The following is a 20,031-nucleotide window of genomic DNA, read 5'->3' on the forward strand; positions in this document are numbered from 1 at the left end:
TAAATTAATAAATTTAGCTTAAATAGCAATTAGGAGGAAAAAAATGTTAGAAAAGAAGTTTAATCAATCATGGAAATTTTGGTTAGACAGAGATGCTTTTGCTCTAGTATGGAATATTCCAGAAGAGGCTCAGGATATTACCTTGCCACATGATGCAATGATTGAAGTAGATCCAAATCCTGAGAGTGCTAATAAAGGTAATACAGGTTATCGTGACGGTGATAATTATAATTATGTAAAGTTATTTAATGCTCCTAGGGAGTATCGTAACAAAACTGTGATGATGAAATTTGAAGGTGTCTACATGAATACCTTTGTTTACATCAATGGACAATTAGCAGCAAAACGTCCCTTTGGCTACTCAACATTTTATGTTCATCTGAATGACTACCTTAAGTATGGTGAGGAGAATGAAATCCGCGTTATTGTACGTAATGGTGCAATGACCAACAGTCGCTGGTATTCTGGTGGTGGTATCTATCGCGATGTTTATCTATTGGTAGCTGATTTGACCTATATGGTTCCAGCTGGAATACAGATCAAAACTGACTCTATAGAGGATGATTATGCAGTAGTAGATATTTCTACAGAGTTAAAGAATAGATGCCATACTCCAGCTGAATTAGTATTAGAAACAGTGATCAAAGATGGAGCTGGAACTGTCGTATCAGCAGATAAAATACCAGTTGTTCTATTTGAAGGTGGAGCAAGAAAGGTTTCTCAAAGAATCGTAATAGATAATCCTAAGCTTTGGTCAGCGGATATACCAGAACTTTATAACTGCGTTAGTAAATTATATCAAGAAGATGAAGTTATTGATGAAAGTGAAAATAAATTTGGAATCCGTATCTTGCAAGTAGATGCTAAAAGAGGATTACGGGTGAATGGAAAGACTGTAAAATTACGAGGAGCGTGTGTTCACCATGATAGTGGATTACTTGGGGCAGCAACTTATGATGATGTAAAGTACCGTCAAGTTAAAATATTGAAAGAGGCAGGGTTTAATGCTATCAGAATGGCTCACAATCCAATATCACAAGCGATGCTAAGAGCCTGTGATGAACTTGGGATGTATGTCATGGATGAGTCCTTTGATATGTGGACAAGATGCAAATCAGATTATGATTATGGAATGTACTTTCAAGAGTGGTGGGAAAAAGATATTGAAGCGATGGTGAGAAAGGATTATAATCATCCATCAGTTATCTTATATTCAATTGGTAATGAGATACCTGAATTAGGTACCAATAAAGGGGTAGAGATTTGTCATCAGATTTCTGAAAAAGTAAAATCCTTGGACAATACTAGATTTACCCTTGTATCTATTAATGGAGTTTTTGCAGCTGGAGATGTAGTGGATAAGATTGTAGCCGATGTGGTAGCAGAATTGAATAAAGAAGGAACCCTAGAGGGTAATGTTAATAACTTTATGGCTCTGATGCAAGATCATATGGATAGAATCGTTGTGCACCCAGAAATAACTAAAATATTAGAGAAAGTATGTCCAACTACTGATATTGCTGGATATAATTATATGGCTGCTCGATATGAAGAAGATGGAGTAGAATATCCAAATCGAGTAATTGTCGGTAGTGAAACTTATCCACCGGGAATAGCTAGAAATTGGGAGCTTGTTAAAAAGTATTCTCATGTCATTGGAGATTTCACCTGGACAGGCTGGGATTATATCGGAGAAGCTGGAGTAGGAGTTCCTGCCTATCAGAGAGGCGAAGGTGGTTTTGGAGCTCAATATCCTTGTCAACTTGCTTATTGTGGTGATATAGATATTACTGGTTTTAGAAGACCGGCTTCCTATTTTAGAGAAGTTGTATTTGGATTAAGAAAAGATCCCTATATAGCAGTTCAAAATCCCCATAAATATGGAGAAGATTTAATTAAGACACCATGGGTAATGAGTGATAGCATTTCAAGCTGGACTTGGAAAGAATCTGAAGGAAAACCAATCATTATCGAAATCTATTCTCCTGGTGAAGAAGTAGAATTAATTTGTAATGGCAAATCTTTAGGTAAGAAGGCAGCAGGGAAATTAGCTGGATTTAGAACTTATTTTGAAACTAGCTATGAACCAGGTAGATTAACAGCTATTGCTTATGAGAATGGCTTAGAAATTGGAAGGATGGACTTATCAACAGCTGCTAAAGAACGAAAAGTAGTTATTAAACCAGAAGCAGGAAGAGACCAAGAACTTATTTATTTACCCATTGAAATCTGTGATAAAGATGGAAACATAGGAACTGAGGAAGAAGCAAGGCTAGAAATTACAGTAGAAGGTGCAGCAGAAATAATAGGTTTTGGTAGTGCAAATCCAAAGTCAGATTACAATTATAATAAAATGGTAACAGAAACCTTCCAGGGTCGTGCTTTAGCAATTTTGAAGAAGAAAGAAAATGAAGGTACTGTTTCAATAAAAGTAAGTTCTGATAAGTATCAAGATGAAGTTATTGAATTAGAAATTTAGTTGCTTAATAAAAGAGATAATAAAAATACTAAAGAGCTTCAAGAAGTTTTATTGCAATTTTTAATAGAATTTTTACTGGGAGTTGATTAATTGTGAGCATAGAAGCAGTTATCTTTGATTTGGATGGTGTCATAGTATCAACAGACGAGAAGCATTATCAGGCTTGGAAGAAGATAGCCGATGAAGAAGGGATATCTTTTGACCGTGAGTTTAATGAACGATTTCGTGGAGTAAGTAGGATGGATTGTTTAGAGATGTTAATAGCTGAAACAGATAAAGAGTACAGTGCAGAGGAAAAGAAAGAGCTTGCTACCAGAAAGAATAACTATTATCGTGATTTATTACAAAGTTTAGATGAAAATGATATATTATCTAATGTAATAAACATACTAGAAGGGTTAAAAGAGAAAGGGATCAAGATAGCGGTAGGTTCATCAAGTAGAAATACCCCTTTAATCTTAAAGCAGATAGGTTTAGACAACTATTTTGATGGAGTTGCCGATGGGAATCAGATAACAAAAAGTAAACCAGATCCAGAAGTATTCTTATTGGCTGCTGAAAAAGTGGGAGTAGACCCTGAAAAATGTCTAGTTGTTGAGGATGCAGATGCTGGGATTGAGGCTGCTATAGCTGGTGGAATGAAGACAGTAGGTGTTGCTTCTGCTAGTAGTAATCTAAAAGCAGATCTAAAATTAAAAGATTTGTCGGTTGTAAATATTGAAGACTTATTGGATGTATAAATTTAGAGGAAGAGAAACAAAATATTATTAAAAATAAAAACTATTAGGCAAATAGTCTATTAATCTTGTTGTAAAGAATGAAATGAGATAGTTAAGTAAGTACGAGAGATTTATAAAATTACAGAAGTGAAAATGGGCGGAGTAGATTATTAATAAAATATATTTAAACAGTCGAATATCTATTCAAAAGCATCCAGATTTGTTCTGGGTGTTTTTATATTCCAAGGGTGCTTACATAGATAATGTTTTTAGAAGGGAAGATTCACTACAGAATATCAACTGAGAAAATTAGATATTATTATACAATTCAAAGATCTAATTGTAATTGAATTAAAAGAATGATAGACTTTAGTTACAATAATGATAATAGATACTAATAGAACTAAATAATTTTTAAGTTAGAAAGAAGGCTAAAATATGAAATTAGAGGATAATAACATCCCTTTATATTATCAAATAGAGAATTTAATCAGAGGTAAGATTGAAAAAAAAGAGTATAGTATAGGTGAAAGGATTCCATCAGAACGGGAGCTAGGTGAGCTTTTTAAGGTAAGCAGGATGACCGTTAGAAAGGCCCTTGAGAATTTAGTAAGTGAGGGTATTTTAGAAAGAAAAGAGAGGAAAGGAACCTTTGTTTCTCGGAATAACTTAAAGGAATTTCCTAGTTTAATTGGAGTTAATGAATATATTAAAGCTGAAGGAATGACACCCAATAATAAAATTATTAATAAGGAGTTAATCAAGCCAAATAAGAGGATTATTAAAAACTTGAATCTAAACTCAGATGAGAAGGTTATTTTAATAGAAAGGCTAATTTTAGCAGATGATAAGCCAGTGGGTTTTGAACAGTCTTATATCTCTTATGCTATCTGTCCAGATTTATTAGAGATCGATATTAGCCAGCAATCTATCTATGAGATGTTAAGAAGAAATGGCCATAAGCCTACAAAGGCAAAAGATGAAACTAGTGCAATATTAGCAGATAATAAGTTAAGTAGACTATTAAAAGTAGATATAAAGCAACCTATTTTAAAGAATATTAGGACCACTTTTTCTAAAAACAGACCAATAGTGTATAGCTTTAATTATTATGGTGGGGAGAATTTTGTTATGACTAGAGTAATTTCATAAATAAAAATTTATTAAACTATTATGTTTACTAAATTTTGTATAATATTTTCTTGACATAAGATTATTGATTGCATATAATTATATTAGAAATTAATGATATACTTATATATAAAATTTTTAACAATTATATTATTACATTCTAATATAGTTAAATAGTTAAAGGGTTTGATTCATAAACTAGAATCAAGGGGGAGTGGAGTGATATGGGAAGTAAAAAGTATTTTGATGAGGTTGCGAAGGATTGGGATGTCATGAGAAGTGAATTTTTTTCTGAGAGTGTAAAGGAAAAGGCTTACTCTGTGGCAAAGGTCAAAGAAGGAAAAGCAGCTGATATTGGTGCAGGTACTGGATTTATAACTGAAGGTCTAATTAAGAGAGGAATAGAGGTAATTGCAGTAGATCAGTCTCTAGAGATGCTTAATAAACTTAAGGAGAAGTTTGGAGATAAAGGTTATATTGAGTGTCGTCAAGGTAATGCAGAAAAATTACCCTTAGAGGATGGAGAGGTAGATTATGTTTTTGCCAATATGTTCTTACACCACGTAGAGAAGCCAGTAGAGGTTATCAAAGAGATGGCTAGAGGATTAAAGGATGGTGGTAAGCTAGTAATAACAGACTTAGATAAGCATAACTTTGAATTTTTAAGAAGAGACCAATATGATAGATGGTTAGGCTTTGATAGAGAGGATATAGCCAAGTGGTTTATCCAAGCAGGATTAAGGGATATTAATGTAGATTGTGTAGGCTCAAATTGCTGTACTACAAAAGATTGTAATTCTGAGAAGGTGAGCATTAGTATATTTATTGCATCTGGTACAAAGTAGAGCTGGTTATATTATAGGATGTAGAATTAATTTATAATAGATAAACTAGGAGGAAAAATAGATGCCATTATTAGCTAAGTTAAAAAGTGATTTATTTAAAGCCTTGGCACATCCAATTAGAATTCAAATCTTAGAATTGTTAAGAGAAGGGGAGTTATGTGTTTGCCATATCTATGAAAATTTAGATCAGAGCCAGTCTAATGTCTCCCAACACCTTGCCAAGTTAAAGAATGCCCAGCTGGTTAAGGATAGAAAGGATGGTTTACAGGTCTATTATAGCCTAAAGGATGAGCAGGTTATTGAGATTTTAAAGATAGCTAAAGTGATTTTATTAAGGCAATTAGAAGAGACTAGAGAGTCATTATTAGAGGGGTGATGGAGAATGATAAAGTGGTTTGCCGATTTGGTGATCTATAATTGGTTTAATTTCAGTGAAGGGACCCGTTTAGGGGAGTCAGTACACTTCTTCTTTTATGATACGATTAAGATTATAGTCTTGTTGAGTATTATGATATTTTTTATCTCGATTTTACGTAGTTTCTTTCCACCAGAGAAGACTAAGAAGTTGTTAAGTAACAGAGGTAAGTTTGTTGGCAACTTCTTAGCTTCGGCTTTAGGAGTGGTAACTCCTTTCTGCTCCTGTTCCTCGGTACCAATTTTTATTGGTTTTATTGAGTCAGGTGTACCCTTAGGGATTACCTTCTCCTTTTTAATTACCTCACCAATTGTTAATGAGGTAGCCTTAGTGATGTTATACTCATTATTTGGTTGGCAAATAGGAACCTTATACTTAATTAGTGGAATAGTTGTGGGAGTAGTTGGTGGAATAATAATCGGGAGTATAGGCTTAGAGTCTGAGGTAGAAGAGTATGTCTATCAGATTCAGATCGATGATGATGAGATAGAAGAGCTCAGCTGGGAGCAGAGAATTGAGTATGCCAAAGGTGAGGTCAAGGATATTGTTGGAAGGGTGTGGAAGTATGTCTTGGTTGGAATTGGAATTGGAGCTTTAATCCATGGCTATGCTCCAGCAGAGGTATTGGCTAAGTATGCAGGTGAAGGAAATCCACTGTCTGTAATAGTAGCTGTATTAATAGGAATTCCCCTTTATTCTAATGCCATGGGAACAATTCCAATTGCTCAAGCACTCTTAGATAAAGGTGTAGCCTTAGGAACAGCACTAAGCTTTATGATGGCTACTACGGCATTATCCTTACCAGAGATGATTATCTTACGCAAGGTGATTAAGCCTAAGCTGATAGCCATCTTTATTGGTGTAGTAGCAGTAGCTATTATTGGGGTGGGGTATATGTTTAATTGGGTTATGTAGTAATTAGCTAATGGCTGATAGCTAGTAGCTAATAGCTAATCGAAGGGAGGTTGAGTCAATTTTAGAATTATCCAGAGAGAAGAAGAATAGATTAATTAATGAGATTCAAGGTTTCTTCTATAATGAAAGGGAAGAGGAGATAGGGATTATTGCTGCTGAAAGGGTATTAGATTTCTTTTTAGAAGAGTTGGGGACTTTAGTTTATAATAAAGCCTTAGATGATTCTAGGCTTTGGTTTGCAGAGAAGTTGGAGAATATAGAGATAGATTATGATTTATTATATAAAAATAGCGATTCAAAAAGATAAATAGGAGGGAATTTTAATGAAGATTACTGTGTATGGTGGTGGATGTAAGAATTGTATCAATCTAGCTGATAATGCTAAAGCAGCTGCAAAAGAGTTAGGAATTGAGATCGAACTAGAGAAGGTGACTGATATGGCTGAGATTGCAATGGCTGGAATTATGAAGACACCTGGTTTAGCAATTGATGGTAAAGTTAAAGTTAAGGGTAGAGTAGCTAGTAAAGAGGAAATTAAGAAGTTACTTAAGTAGGATCAAATTTAGAGTTAATCTTAAATCTGTAGGTGAGAAGGATGATATATCTATTAACTTTATTGTTGACGATAGTGCTGTTTATCAGGGATAGGGAGAAGACAATTGCTGGTGTCAAGCTAGGGATAAAGAAGTTAATCAAGAATTTACCTGTATTTTTGAATATGATAATTTTAGTATCTATTTCACTCTATTTTGTATCTGATGAGCTGATTGTAAGGTTTTTGGGAGAGAGTAGTGGGATAATAGGGCTTTTGTTAGCTATACTTTTAGGTTCAATCTCTCTGATGCCAGGTTTTATTGCTTTTCCCTTAGCAGGGATATTATTGGATAAAGGTGTTAGCTATATGGTTATTGGCGGATTTACTACTACTTTAATGATGGTGGGAGTATTGACCTATCCAATTGAGAAGGAGTTTTTTGGAGTAAGGGTAACCATTATTAGAAATCTGATAAGTTTACTAATAGCTTTATTAGTCTCAGTATTGGTCGGTATCTTTTATGGGGAGATAATAATATGAATTTAAATAATTTAAGAAAATATGGTCTGTTTTTGTTCTTTGTTGGTTTTGTGCTATTGAGCTTTATCTTTGATTATAATGTAGGGGAAGGTATATATGATAACTTTCTCCAATTTACCCTAACGATGATAAAGTTTCTTCCAGCTGTATTTGTTTTGATTGGTCTTTTTGATACTTGGGTAGATAGAGAGGTGATAGAGAGGCATTTAGGTAATGATTCAAATTACCTTTCCTTTATCTGGGCTATCTTATTATCAGGGACTACAGTGGGAGGATTGTATGTAGCCTTTCCTGTTGCTCATTCTCTGTTAAAGAAAGGAGCCAGTCTAAGAATTATCTTTACATATATTGGGGCGGCAGCTATCTGTAGAATACCAATGACTTTATTTGAAGCCTCTTATGTAGGTATTAAATTTACTTTGATTAGATTGTTTACCTCTATTCCTCTAATTATTATCAGTAGTATCTTATTGGAGAAGTATTTAAAAAGTAGAGGGTATCAAATCAGTGATGACTTAGCCTCTTAACCAGTTTTATCTGTAAAATATATAAGCTAGTCTGGCAATAAAGCTGCTAAAGTTTTAATGCTTGAAGATATTAAAAAGTATATAATAATTTTATAGTTATTCCTCCTCATTTGAGGGGGAATTTTTACTTTGAAGTTATTGAGCTGTATTGTGGTCTTGATTTAATAGAGGAAATACGACACTTTGGTCATTAGGCAGACAGGTGGGTAAGATAGTTAGATTAAATAAAATGTTTTAATATTCTAAAAAATAATGACCCTCTTGCTTATATAAGCAATTAATTATAAAATGATATGGATACTAATAAATATTTAGAGAGTAAATGAAGGAGGAAGATTAGTGGTTGAAGCAATTAAAAGGGGAGTCAAAAAATCTTGGAGTACTTATCTATCTTTGATGAAGATTATTATTCCAGTATATATATTGGTGACTTTTTTGAAATATACAGGAGTTATAGGATATTTTGATCAATTATTTAGCCCAATGATGAAGTTGGTGGGCTTGCCAGGTGAAGCTGCTTTAGCACTATTAACAGGGTATCTAATGAATATTTATGGTGCTTTAGGAGTAATTGCTGGTTTAGATTTGGGAGCTCGGGAGATTACTATTTTAGGGACTATGCTAGGATTGGCCCATAGCTTGATCATTGAAGGGGCTATTATTAAGAGGATAAGAGTCAGGCTATTTCCTTTAATAAGTTTGAGGATAATCTTATCCTTAGTATCTGGAATTATTTTAAATATACTTTTATAAAGGGGTTGAACTATATCAAATGGATTGGGCAGGATTCTTTTTTGAAGTTTTTAATGGAAGTTTAGGGATGTTAAAGACAGTAGCAGTCATCTTATTTCCATTACTTATCGGTATTGAGATAGTAGATGAGCTTGGTCTCTTAGATAAATTCTCTAGTTTATTTGCACCGATATTAAGAATTTTTAAGTTACCTAAAGATGCTAGTTTACCATTGATTGTAGCTCAAGTCTTTGGTATTACCTATGGGGCTGGGCTGATTATCAGAAGTGTAGAAGATGATAAATTATCCTCCTCAGAATTGATGACTGTGGCTGTATTTCTAATGGTCTGCCATGCCGTAGTTGAAGATACGCTTTTATTTGTGGCTATTGGTGGAAATGGATTGATTATGTTAGGTTCTAGAGTGATTTTAGCAATATTAATTACTTACTTATATAGTAAATATTTTGTTAATAATGAGAAGATAGATATAGAAGAGTTAGTAGAGGCTGACTGCTGCTAAGGGCAGTGATGAGTGACGAGTAATGAGTAAGAAGATAGATTCCATGTAGGGAAGGGTTGCAACCCTTCCCTTATTAATAATATTAGGGGGAGATGCTGTGGGGGGATTTTTATCAAGACGTATCAAAGCTGATTTATCATTACTATTTGTAGTTATAATCTGGGGCAGTACCTTTGCCTTTATGAAGGATATCTTTAATACAATCACTCCATTTTATTTCTTAACTTTAAGGTTTAGCTTTGCTACAGCAGTTTTGGGGATGATCTTTTATAAAAAGGTGAAACAATTAGATTTAAATACATTCAAATATGGATTGTTTGCTGGAGTATTTCTCTTTGGAGGCTATGGGCTACAGGTTACAGGGTTAAAATTGACTGATGCCTCTAAAGCAGGATTTATTACAGGGCTAGCAGTGGTCTTAGTACCAATTCTATCGGCGATTATTTTTAAGAAAATGCCAGAGTTAACAACATCTATTGGTGTTATTTTAGCTACTATAGGATTAGCTTTATTAACTTTTAATGGTAGATTATTATTTAATTTAGGGGATTTCTTGGTCTTCTTATCAGCCTTTTCTTTGGCAATACATATACTTTTAGTCGATAGATATGTTAAGAGTAAAGATGCGATTTTATTTACTATTATTCAGATTGGGACAGTAGCTTTATTGAGTGGAATCTCAACACTGCTTGAAGGCAGCTATGTTTTGGTGACAGATATTAGTATCTGGACTAATGTTATATATATGGGCTTATTTGCTACCGCTTTAGCCTTGATTGTTCAGAATAAGGCTCAGCAATTTACTACTGCAACACGAACTGCCATCATCTTTGTGATGGAGCCTGTCTTTGGTGCTTTATTTGCTTATCTCTATCTTGGAGAGCTAATCAGTGCAAAGGGATATTGGGGAGGGGTTTTAATTGTATTAGGGATGTTATTTGCTGAGTTAAAGTTTGAAAATATTAAAAATTTTTTGGTAAGGAAAAAAGAAATAAAGGAAGTTAGCTAAGGGCATGGAGATCTAAGGTCTCCTGTTTTTTTATGGATTAAGAAAAAGTTCATATCTACAGGGAAGCATATTTTATGTAACAAATATAGTCAATTTAGAAGGGTGATTTTTTGATCCTATTGAAATATATAATAAGATAAAAAGATTTGACCTTATTAGGGTGAGTAGAATTAATTTCCTGAAATTTATAGGAGGTCTATTCTATTAATCTTTTTTATTATGGAGGTAGCTAATAACATAGATCAAAGCAATTACTGTTAATAGTTCTTTTGCTAAATAAATAAAAAATTAAATCATCCATTCTTCAATAATCCTCCTTGAATAAATTTATAAGTATATAATAACTTATTTGGAGATTTATTTCAATGAAGTTTTAAAGTAGTTTATCTTTTAAATCAGTATTTATTATGGGATAATAATTTTAGTGTTAGGTGCTTGAGAAGATAGATAAGAAGGAGTTGCTAAAATGGTGTAAAATTTATAAAAATAGGAGGCTTTATAAATGAGAGTATTTAAACTAAGAGATGTTCTTTACTTGTTTTTAGTTTTAATAATTGCAATGAGTTTAACAGGGTGTAGAGAATTAGAAGATATAGAAATCAATGATATAAATCTTGAAGAAATAGACGATGGGCAATATATTGGTGAATATACGACTACACTTGTGGCGGCAAAGGTTGTAGTTAAAGTTGAAGAGCATAAACTAATTAGTATCGATATTTTAGAACATAGGAATGGGCGTGGTCAAAAGGCAGAAAGGATAGTAGATTCAGTGATTAGACAACAGAAGTTAAAGGTAGATGTCATTTCTGGTGCAACGGGAAGTAGTAAGGTGATCTTAAAGGCTATTGAGAAGGCTTTATCTAAATAAAAATAAGTTAGAAGGGGGAATTAATAATGAAAGAGCAGACTAATAAAACTATTGTCATCTATAAGTCTAAATATGGGAGTACCAAGCAATATGCCAAGTGGATAGCTCAAGAAGTAAAGGGAGATTTATTTGAGAACTCTGAGGTTGATGTTAGTGATTTACAGGATTACGATAATATAGTTTTAGGAGGGTCTTTACATGCAGTAGGAATAAAAGGAGTTAAGGTACTTACAGAGAACTTTGATCGATTGAAAGATAAGCAGCTCATAGTCTTTGCAGTTGGCTGCTCACCTGCAACAGAAGATGTTATCAATCATATTATTAATCATAATTTTATAGAAAAGATGAAGGAGAAGATAAAGTTCTTCTATCTTAGAGGTGCCTTTAATTATAAAAAACTAAGCTTGATTGACAAATTGATGATGTTGGCTTTGAAATTTAAGCTTAAGATGCAAAAAGAAGCGTTGGATGAAGATGCCAAGAGATTATTAGATAGTTATGATAATCCAATAGACTGGACTGATAAAGAGGCAATTGCTCCGATTGTTGAATACATAAATAGATAATTTATTAAATTATCTATTTGTGTTAGTAGAAGAATTGATACAACATAGAGATATTGAGACACTTTCAAAATTAAGAATGGAAAATGGAGAATTAAGAATTAAAAGATTTTAAATGTTTTTAAACCGAAGAAAATTACTGTTTGAACGAAGCAAAAATTGAACTAGAATTTAGAGTTTAATCAGGTTTTAATTAAAGAATCTGATTAATAATATTATTTAGTATTCTGATTGCTGAGTGAGTTTAATTTTCTTATTGATTGGATTTATCACGAAGAGTTTTTATTCTTTAAAACTCGTAGGTTTGGTTACTTTTTCATCAAGGAAAAACGTAACTCGCCCTTAGGCGAAACCTAATAACTTTGTCTACTTTTTAAAAAGTAAAAGTATCTCAATATATACATAAAAATCCACTATTAATCATAAGAAATTAAAATAATTTGAGATAATAAAGGAGGAGAAAATAATGAAAAAAGTCTTGTTATTAATTACTTTAATTATTTTATGTACAAGCCTTGTCTGGGCAGCAGAACCAGAAAGTAAGACCATTTCAGTTCCGATTATAGCTAGCAGTCCAGAAACAGGAGTGATGCTAGGCGGTATGGCTATTTATCTAAAGAAGGAAGAGCAAGAGAAGCTCAAGGTAGATTTAGGAGCAATGTATACTCAAGAGAAGCAGACCAATATATTCTTAGTGAGTAATAAAGATTATAATGATAAGAAAATAGAGTTGGTCCTTAGCTATCAAGATTGGATTTCAAAATATTATGGTATAGGCAATAATACCGAGTCTGTTAATGAGGAAGATTATGATTATGAAGGCTTTAAAGTAAGAGGAGGATTTAGTAAAGAGATACTAGATAATAATTATTTAGGGATTATTACAAGCTATGAAGATTATAATATAGGTTTGGATAAGAATATAGTAGGAATTGAAGGAACTGCTGGAGTAGATCTATTGGGTGTTGGTCTTAGCTATTCTTATGATACTAGAGATAGAAAAATGAATACGAGAGATGGTCAGTATTTCAATTATGCAGTAGAAGCCTATAATCATGATTTGACAGATTATAAATTTATTAAACATGAGTTTGATTATAGAGCCTTTAAAGAGATATACAAACACCACGTAATAGGTTTTCAGTTCATGCTAGAGCTCAACTGTGGTGAGGTACCCTTTCAGAAGCTAGCTTCTCTTGGGGATAGTAGACTGATGAGAGGGCTTTTAGATGGAAGGTATATAGATAAGAATAAGTTTGCTGCTCAGATTGAATATAGATATCCAATCTATAAAAAGTTTGATGGTATAGTATTTGCTTCATTAGGAGAGGTATACAATCAAGACTTTGATATAGATGAGTTAAAGGAAAGCTATGGAATGGGAGTTAGATATAATTTAGATCAAGAAGAGGGAATTAATTTAAGGTTTGATATGGCCTTTGGTGATGATGATACTAAGGTATATGTTACCCTAGGGGAGGCTTTTTAAATTATTTGTTTAGAGATTTTAATTAATATGTTAATTTTTTGAAGATAAGAAAATATTAAAACTTTAAAAATTTTTGTATCTTTTTAGCTTGATAGATACATAATATTCTGTAAGAGCAAGGTAATTATTGGCTTCCTTTCACATCCATATTTAAAAATTAAAGGAAGTACTAAAGGTTATTAGAGCAGATATGGAGTACAAGATTTAAGGCTTAGGGAGAGAGCTTCAAGTTTTATTTATTCAAGTGAAATATTTAATAGAAGAAATTATCTATAGTAGAGGCATCAACTAGAATAGGGGGATAAAAATGAAGCTTCTAAAACCGGTCAACTCAGAGAATATTTTAATTGGGATTGGTGTGGCTGCTTTAACCTATTTATTAGGTCCAAAGATTAAACGCAATGCTAAATCTTTGGCAGAAAGAGGAATGGAAAGGGCTATGATGGCTGGTGATGCAGCTTCTGAAACTATTGATAATGGTAAGGAGAAGATGGTTGATATTTTTGAGGATATGGGTGATGAATATTCAAGTATTTATTCAGAAAATGATGAGCTTACAATGCTATATGATGAATTAGAAGCAGACAGAGAACAGTTGAATGAATTAACAGGCTTAGTCTATGACCTGAAGGAAGAAATTGCGAGCCTTAAAAATTACCAATAGTCTATGATTGCTTATAAGCTCTATAGCTAAATGCTATAGAGCTTTTTTAAATTCTTAAACTATTTTAAATTAAGATAATGAAGCTACTAATTATACCTTAAACAAGGAGATTAAATTTAAATCTTGAATTTAAGAAAGTAAGCTTAATCAGTTATATAGTTTATTTAAGAACTTGAAATATAAATTCTATATCATCAATTATAAATCAAGAAATAGGAGGAGTTAGTATGGAGAAGCTTATCTTAGAAGGAAATTTAGCAGAGGTGAATTTAACAGGATTATTTGGTTATCCAGTTGAGCATTCCTTTTCACCAGCGATGCATAACAGTGCTTTCAAAGAGGTAAATCTAAATTATTTATATCTACCCTTTGCCATCAAACCAGAGAATGTAGAAGAGGCAGTCAAGGGGATTAAGGCTTTTGATCTGAGAGGTGTCAATGTAACTATCCCCCATAAGCAAGCAGTAATACCTTATCTAGATGAACTATCAGAAGAGGCAGAGCTGATTGGAGCAGTCAATACTATTGAGAATAGAGATGGGAAGCTGATAGGTTATAATACTGATGGAAGGGGCTTTATCAGATCATTGAAGGAAGAAGGGGATTTTGAAGCTAAAGGGAAGAAGGCTTTAATTATAGGTGCTGGAGGAGCATCAAGAGCTGTTGCTTTCCAATTGGCTTTAGAGGGGATTGATAAAATTTATATCTCCGATTTGAGCCAAGGTCTTGCCAAAGTTTTAGCAGATGATGTTAATAGTAAAGTTGATAAAGCCAAGGCTATAGTCGTTGATTCTAAAGAGACAGATGAAATTGTAGCTAAAGTAGATTTATTAGTAGATGCTACTCCAGTAGGAATGTACCCTAAGGTAGATGTTAAGCCAGTAGTAAGTACTGAAGTATTACATAAGGACTTAGTAGTCTATGATTTGGTTTATAATCCTCTTGAGACAGTATTATTAAAGGCTGCTAAAGAGGCTGGTGCCAAAGCAGTTAGTGGTTTGGGAATGCTACTTTATCAAGGAGCAATAGCCTTTGAAATCTGGACTGATGTAGATGCCCCAATTAAAATAATGAGAAATGCATTAGAAGAGATGCTAGGATTATAACTATTATCTTTAAAGTAAAGCTCAGGCAAGCTGCCTGAGCTTTTTAATATCCATAATATTTTTCTAGAATTCCAAAAATCTTATTTTTAATAGCAGTAGGGGCATTATTAAAAGAAATCTTCTCTGGCGAGGGAGGCAAATTATATCCTTTTCCTAGATAATCACAACTTCCAATAGCATTCATTTTATAAACCTTCTCATCGATGATTACTGTGTAATCTCTTTTGTTCTCTAAAATTTGAAAATAGGGTACTCTAGAAGATAACTGAATAGACAATCACATCACCTCTATAAGTTATTTCAATCAATCCTTATAATAGAATTTGATTTAAAATTATAAGATTAATCGATTTTATACTTGATAATTTCAATTCTAATAATCATCCCTCTATGTAGTTATTTATATATACTTAGATACAACCTAAGGTCTTTTGAATATAGGTTCTCTGTGGATTTTTTGTAATGGTGCAACTGTTGGTATTAGTATCAAACCATACACATTCCGCTGCTAAGCAAGAGCTATTATATAAAATTTTATCTAAATTAGACTCTTTTTTTATTAAGCTCTTATTGGCCATAAAGAGTAAAGGGCAAATGTGCATTTGTTATATCCTCCTCTATCAATTATAGTTAGCAAACTTTGGAGTTAAATTTAAATGATAATTAGTAAAGCATATTATTTATATGTCTGCTTATATTATTATGTGATACTTTTGTAAAATAGAAGGAATTTTTCTAAGTTTATTTGACTAATTAGAGGTAAGCAGGATATTAAAAGTTGCTTAACATAAAAAATCCTAGTGGATAAATCCACTAGGGTTTTCTTATGATACCAACTCAAATTGGCTTTCATAAAGTGATTTATATACTCCGCTATCTTGATTTAATAGCTCTTGATGCTTTCCTTGCTCTACAATTCCATCATCAGTTAAGACTAGAATCTTATCGGCATCGATAACTGTAGATAACCTATGGGCTATTACTAGAGTGGTTCTATCTTCTGCCAATCGTTTTAATGACTCTTGAATTATCTTCTCACTTTCATTATCTAAAGAAGAGGTTGCTTCATCTAGAATTAAGATTGGTGGATTCTTTAAGAAGGAACGAGCAATAGATATTCTCTGCTTTTGCCCACCAGATAGTTTAACCCCGCGTTCACCGATATTGGTATCATAGCCCTGTTCTAAATTCATAATAAATTGATGGGCATTGGCTTTCTTAGCTGCTGCTATAATCTCTTCATCACTAGCATCCAATCTACCATAAGCTATATTCTCCTTAATCGTTCCATTAAATAAGAAGACATCCTGTTGTACAATTCCTATATTTTTTCTCAATGAAGTTAGACTGACATCTTTAATATTTATATCATCTATTAGAAGCTCTCCTTGGTCTATTTCGTAGAATCTTGGTAATAGCTTACATAGTGTAGACTTACCTGCTCCTGATGGACCAACAAAGGCAACAGTCTCTCCCACATTAATCTTAATATCTATTCCTGCCAGTACTTTACTATGGTGATTGTAGCCAAAGGAGATATTTCGATATTCTATGTTACCTTTAACATGGGTTAACTCTAGTGCATCTTTTTTATCTTTAATCTCTGCTTCCATATCTAATAGTTCAATAAAGCGTTGAAAACCTGCCATCCCTTTTTGGAACTGTTCATTAAAGCTGACCAATCGCTTAATAGGTTCCATAAACATATTGACATAGAAGATAAAGGCTATAAGCTGTCCACTAGTTAATTCTCCTAACTTAATAAAGTAAGCACCAGCAGCTAGGGTAATTAGAAGAATCATATTACTAAAGAAGTTCATACTGGCATAAAAGTCAGCCATAGTCTTCATAGCTATTTCTCTTGCCTTACAGTAGCGATTATTTACCTTATCGAAGCGTTCTTGTTCAAACTCTTCATTAGTAAAGGACTTAACCACTCTAACCCCACTTAAATTGTCCTCAATTTGAGAGCTGACTATACCTAGCTTCTCTTTGATTATCTTAAAGTTTTGGTGCATTCTCTTACCTAATTTAAAGGATAGAAGTATCATGATAGGAATCATAGTAAAGGTAAATAGGGCTAATTTCCAATGCATAGTAGTTAAGATGGCAAAGGAGCCTAAAATCATAACTATAGATATAAATAAATCCTCAGGTCCATGATGAGCTAATTCAGATATATTAAGTAAGTCATTGGTAATACGGGACATCAGATATCCGACCTTATTGTCATCATAAAATTTGAAGTCTAAGGTCTGTAGATGGGAGAATAGGTCTCTTCTCATATCTGTCTCCATCCTAATTCCTACAATATGCCCCCAATGGTGAACAATATGCTGTAAGATAAATCTTAAGATATACAGAACAAATAAGATAATTATTATATTGAAGGCTATAGAGAAGTTCTGCTTGGGAAAATGTTCATCTATCATCTCCTTAATAAAGAAAGGAAAGAGTAGGTCAATCCCAGATATCAAAAAAGCACTACCTATATCCACAATAAATAACTTTAAATGATTCTTATAATAACTTATAAATCTCTTTATCATATTTTTACCCTCCTTATGTATGCCTACTATTTTAGCATATTGTAGTTTTGACTTCAATATAAATTGCTTTTAGTTTATTGTCTTAATATAGAGATATTGCGACACTTTGTGTCGAGTGTGAGCTATGAGTGTGAGTGTGTGTAAAACTTCTTTTTATTGGGGTTTACTCACACTCACACACCCACTCACGCTAATTTTAAAAGTATCACAATATATCCATTAATAGGCACTATTTACATTCAAATTTAATCATAATATCGTATCAAATTAAAAAAATATAGAAGTATTTCTTGCAATTTAAGTTTAATAGCATTATAATTAGATTGTACACAATTTAATTAAGTGTAATTTAATTACTGAAAATAAAAGAGGGAGTGATCAATATTAATAAATATGATTTATTAAAGCTTGATAATCAGCTATGTTTTCCTATATATGTTGCCTCAAAAGAGATCATTAAAATATATAAGCCTTATCTTAAGGAATTGAATTTAACATATACCCAGTATATTGTAATGATGGTTCTTTGGGAGGAGGATAATATCTCTGTGAAGGATATTGGAGAAAAGTTATATTTAGATTCTGGAACTTTAACTCCAGTATTAAAGAAATTAGAGAAGCTAAATTTAATTGAAAGGAGGAGAAGCGAAGAGGATGAGAGGGTTTTAATTATATCTTTGACTGAAAAAGGGAAAGGTTTAAAAGAGAAAGCTTCTGAGATCCCCACTAAAGCTTTTTGTAAAACAGGCTTAAAAGAGGAAGATGCTTTGTTATTAAAAGACAAGTTAAGTGAATTAGTGAAAAATCTTATAAATAATTAAAAATTAAGAGGAGATGATAGAATGTCAATTTATGATTTTAAGGTCAAAGCTGTAGATGGTAAAGAGGTTAGTCTAGAAGAGTATAAAGGTAAAGTACTTATTATAGCTAATACTGCTAGTAAGTGTGGGTTTACTCCCCAATATGAAGATTTACAGAAGTTGTATGAAGAGTACAAGGACCAGGGGCTTGAAATTTTAGGATTCCCATGCAATCAATTTGCCAATCAGGAGCCTGGAACTAGCCAAGAGGCACAGAGCTTTTGTACTATGAATTATGGTGTTGAATTTCCTATTTTTGCTAAAGTAGATGTTAGAGGTGAAGGTGCGATACCATTATTTAAGTATCTTACAGAGAAAGCTCCTCATGAAGGCTTTGATTTAGATCATCCTAATTCTAAATTAATCTACTCAGTTTTAAGTGATAAGTTCCCAAGCTATATTCATGGCAACTCAATCAAATGGAATTTTACTAAATTTGTTGTTGGTAGAGATGGAGAGGTTTTAAAGAGATTTGAAACTCATATTGAGCCAAGGTATATGGAAGAATATATTCAAGAGGTTTTATAGGCTGCTGATACTCTAATTTTTATAAAAATTAGAGTATCACGATAGATAATCTGTAAGCAAGGTGGAAGTTTAACCCAATTAAATTGTGTACAATTTAATTGGGTTAAATCTATTATCTTGTATTGTTTTTACAAAGAAAATATAAACAAAGTTGACCAAAATAGAGTATAGCTTATAGACAATAAAAAAGGAGATGATAAGATGTCGGTTTATGATTTTAAAGTTAAGACAGCAGGTGGTCAAGAGATCAGTCTGGAAGAGTATAAAGGTAAAGTTCTTATCATAGTCAATACAGCTAGTAAATGTGGCTTCACACCTCAATACGAGGAATTGGAGGAGTTATATAAAAAGTATGGAAATGAAAAATTTGAAATACTGGCTTTCCCTTGTAATCAATTTGGCAAGCAAGAGCCAGGAAATAATCAAGAGATTCAATCTTTTTGTCAATTAAATTATGGGGTGAGTTTCCCAGTATTTGCAAAGGTTGATGTCAATGGCTCCGATACAACCCCATTATATGATTACCTGAAAAAAGAGCAATCTGGACTCTTAACTAAAGCAATTAAGTGGAATTTTACTAAATTCCTAGTCGATGCTAAAGGAGATGTAGTTAAAAGGTATGCTCCTACCACTTCTCCTCTAAAATTAGAAGAAGAGATTAAAAGATTAATAGAGCAAGCAGATTAGGGAGAAATTAGATAATAGAATGATAATGCGACACTTTTGAGTTGATAGTTGATAGTGTGTAGTGGATAGTTAGAGGACTAAAAACCTATATTTAAATGGTTTTGAACTTAACTATCAACTGTCAATTATCAACTATACACTGAAGTAAAAAAGTGTCCCAATTGATGCTAGTATAAAATCATGGACACACTTTAGTGAACATATTACAATATAACTAAGAAAGGGTGTGTCCATATGAGTTATACAGAGGATTTTAAACAAACGATAGTTGAACTTTATCAATCAGGTAATAAATCTAAATCAGAGCTTGCTCGCGAATATGGTGTTTCTAGAACTTCTATAAA

General features: G+C 32.7%; 24 protein-coding genes. 22 read left to right on the forward strand and 2 right to left on the reverse strand.

Features of this window, described 5'->3' with window-relative positions:
- The first annotated feature begins 43 nt into the window (after positions 1–43).
- The 18 genes from BX659_RS12000 to BX659_RS12085 all read left to right on the forward strand — a co-directional run bounded on the left by BX659_RS12000 (position 44) and on the right by BX659_RS12085 (position 15,063).
- A complete protein-coding gene (locus tag BX659_RS12000) occupies positions 44–2,479 on the forward strand; it encodes a glycoside hydrolase family 2 TIM barrel-domain containing protein (protein WP_097018521.1) in 2,436 nt (811 codons plus the stop codon).
- Positions 2,480–2,571: 92 nt separating this feature from the next.
- Positions 2,572–3,219: a beta-phosphoglucomutase gene (gene pgmB / locus BX659_RS12005; protein WP_097018522.1), complete on the forward strand. Its 648-nt coding sequence runs from the start codon at positions 2,572–2,574 to the stop codon at positions 3,217–3,219.
- 417 nt (positions 3,220–3,636) lie between these two features.
- Positions 3,637–4,350, forward strand: a complete 714-nt coding sequence (locus tag BX659_RS12010; RefSeq protein ID WP_097018523.1) for a GntR family transcriptional regulator — start codon at positions 3,637–3,639, stop codon at positions 4,348–4,350.
- Positions 4,351–4,553: 203 nt separating this feature from the next.
- The gene (locus BX659_RS12015) at positions 4,554–5,174 is read left to right on the forward strand and encodes a class I SAM-dependent methyltransferase (protein ID WP_097018524.1); all 621 of its coding nucleotides are present in this window, start codon (positions 4,554–4,556) and stop codon (positions 5,172–5,174) included.
- Between the two features lie 61 nt (positions 5,175–5,235).
- Positions 5,236–5,550: an ArsR/SmtB family transcription factor gene (locus tag BX659_RS12020; protein WP_097018525.1), complete on the forward strand. Its 315-nt coding sequence runs from the start codon at positions 5,236–5,238 to the stop codon at positions 5,548–5,550.
- A gap of 6 nt (positions 5,551–5,556) precedes the next feature.
- On the forward strand, positions 5,557–6,504 hold the full coding sequence (locus tag BX659_RS12025) for a permease (RefSeq protein WP_097018526.1): 948 nt from the start codon (positions 5,557–5,559) through the stop codon (positions 6,502–6,504).
- Positions 6,505–6,562: 58 nt separating this feature from the next.
- Complete coding sequence (locus BX659_RS12030) at positions 6,563–6,811, forward strand: DUF2164 domain-containing protein (protein WP_097018527.1); 249 nt, start codon at positions 6,563–6,565, stop codon at positions 6,809–6,811.
- Positions 6,812–6,827: 16 nt separating this feature from the next.
- Complete coding sequence (locus BX659_RS12035; RefSeq protein WP_097018528.1) at positions 6,828–7,058, forward strand: thioredoxin family protein; 231 nt, start codon at positions 6,828–6,830, stop codon at positions 7,056–7,058.
- Between the two features lie 41 nt (positions 7,059–7,099).
- Positions 7,100–7,579 carry a hypothetical protein gene (locus tag BX659_RS12040; RefSeq protein ID WP_097018529.1) on the forward strand — a complete coding sequence of 160 codons (480 nt, stop codon included), beginning with the start codon at positions 7,100–7,102 and terminating at the stop codon, positions 7,577–7,579.
- Positions 7,576–8,106 carry a permease gene (locus tag BX659_RS12045; protein ID WP_097018530.1) on the forward strand — a complete coding sequence of 177 codons (531 nt, stop codon included), beginning with the start codon at positions 7,576–7,578 and terminating at the stop codon, positions 8,104–8,106. Before BX659_RS12040 ends, BX659_RS12045 begins: the two co-directional genes overlap by 4 nt.
- Positions 8,107–8,445: 339 nt before the next feature.
- Entirely contained in the window at positions 8,446–8,859 is a 414-nt protein-coding gene (locus BX659_RS12050; protein WP_097018531.1) for a nucleoside recognition domain-containing protein, read from the forward strand.
- A gap of 19 nt (positions 8,860–8,878) precedes the next feature.
- Positions 8,879–9,361, forward strand: coding sequence for a nucleoside recognition domain-containing protein (locus tag BX659_RS12055; protein ID WP_097018532.1), 483 nt, complete (start codon positions 8,879–8,881; stop codon positions 9,359–9,361).
- A gap of 97 nt (positions 9,362–9,458) precedes the next feature.
- Positions 9,459–10,370: a DMT family transporter gene (locus BX659_RS12060; protein WP_097018533.1), complete on the forward strand. Its 912-nt coding sequence runs from the start codon at positions 9,459–9,461 to the stop codon at positions 10,368–10,370.
- 502 nt (positions 10,371–10,872) lie between these two features.
- Positions 10,873–11,241: an FMN-binding protein gene (locus BX659_RS12065; protein ID WP_097018534.1), complete on the forward strand. Its 369-nt coding sequence runs from the start codon at positions 10,873–10,875 to the stop codon at positions 11,239–11,241.
- Between the two features lie 26 nt (positions 11,242–11,267).
- Positions 11,268–11,807: a flavodoxin domain-containing protein gene (locus BX659_RS12070; protein ID WP_097018535.1), complete on the forward strand. Its 540-nt coding sequence runs from the start codon at positions 11,268–11,270 to the stop codon at positions 11,805–11,807.
- Positions 11,808–12,270: 463 nt separating this feature from the next.
- Positions 12,271–13,293, forward strand: coding sequence for a BamA/TamA family outer membrane protein (locus BX659_RS12075; RefSeq protein ID WP_097018536.1), 1,023 nt, complete (start codon positions 12,271–12,273; stop codon positions 13,291–13,293).
- Between the two features lie 307 nt (positions 13,294–13,600).
- Entirely contained in the window at positions 13,601–13,957 is a 357-nt protein-coding gene (locus tag BX659_RS12080; protein WP_097018537.1) for a hypothetical protein, read from the forward strand.
- A gap of 227 nt (positions 13,958–14,184) precedes the next feature.
- Complete coding sequence (locus BX659_RS12085) at positions 14,185–15,063, forward strand: shikimate dehydrogenase (protein WP_097018538.1); 879 nt, start codon at positions 14,185–14,187, stop codon at positions 15,061–15,063.
- A 43-nt stretch (positions 15,064–15,106) separates the two neighbouring features.
- On the opposite strand, the gene BX659_RS12090 is transcribed toward BX659_RS12085, so the two are convergent.
- Both BX659_RS12090 and BX659_RS12095 read right to left on the reverse strand, forming a co-directional pair.
- Complete coding sequence (locus BX659_RS12090; protein ID WP_097018539.1) at positions 15,107–15,340, reverse strand: hypothetical protein; 234 nt, start codon at positions 15,338–15,340, stop codon at positions 15,107–15,109.
- Between the two features lie 547 nt (positions 15,341–15,887).
- On the reverse strand, positions 15,888–17,612 hold the full coding sequence (locus BX659_RS12095) for an ABC transporter ATP-binding protein (RefSeq protein WP_097018541.1): 1,725 nt from the start codon (positions 17,610–17,612) through the stop codon (positions 15,888–15,890).
- Between the two features lie 383 nt (positions 17,613–17,995).
- On the opposite strand from BX659_RS12095, the gene BX659_RS12100 reads away from it, so the two are divergent.
- The 4 genes from BX659_RS12100 to BX659_RS19700 form a co-directional block, all read left to right on the forward strand.
- Positions 17,996–18,433: a MarR family winged helix-turn-helix transcriptional regulator gene (locus tag BX659_RS12100; protein WP_097018548.1), complete on the forward strand. Its 438-nt coding sequence runs from the start codon at positions 17,996–17,998 to the stop codon at positions 18,431–18,433.
- A 21-nt stretch (positions 18,434–18,454) separates the two neighbouring features.
- The gene (locus BX659_RS12105) at positions 18,455–19,000 is read left to right on the forward strand and encodes a glutathione peroxidase (protein ID WP_097018542.1); all 546 of its coding nucleotides are present in this window, start codon (positions 18,455–18,457) and stop codon (positions 18,998–19,000) included.
- A gap of 201 nt (positions 19,001–19,201) precedes the next feature.
- Positions 19,202–19,687, forward strand: a complete 486-nt coding sequence (locus BX659_RS12110) for a glutathione peroxidase (RefSeq protein ID WP_097018543.1) — start codon at positions 19,202–19,204, stop codon at positions 19,685–19,687.
- Between the two features lie 234 nt (positions 19,688–19,921).
- Positions 19,922–20,031, forward strand: a 110-nt coding sequence (locus tag BX659_RS19700) for a helix-turn-helix domain-containing protein (RefSeq protein ID WP_143786673.1), incomplete at its 3' end; no start/stop codon positions are given.

The sequence above is a fragment of the Orenia metallireducens genome, assembly GCF_003001995.1.
GTDB classification, from domain to species: Bacteria; Bacillota; Halanaerobiia; order Halobacteroidales; family Halobacteroidaceae; genus Orenia; species Orenia metallireducens_B.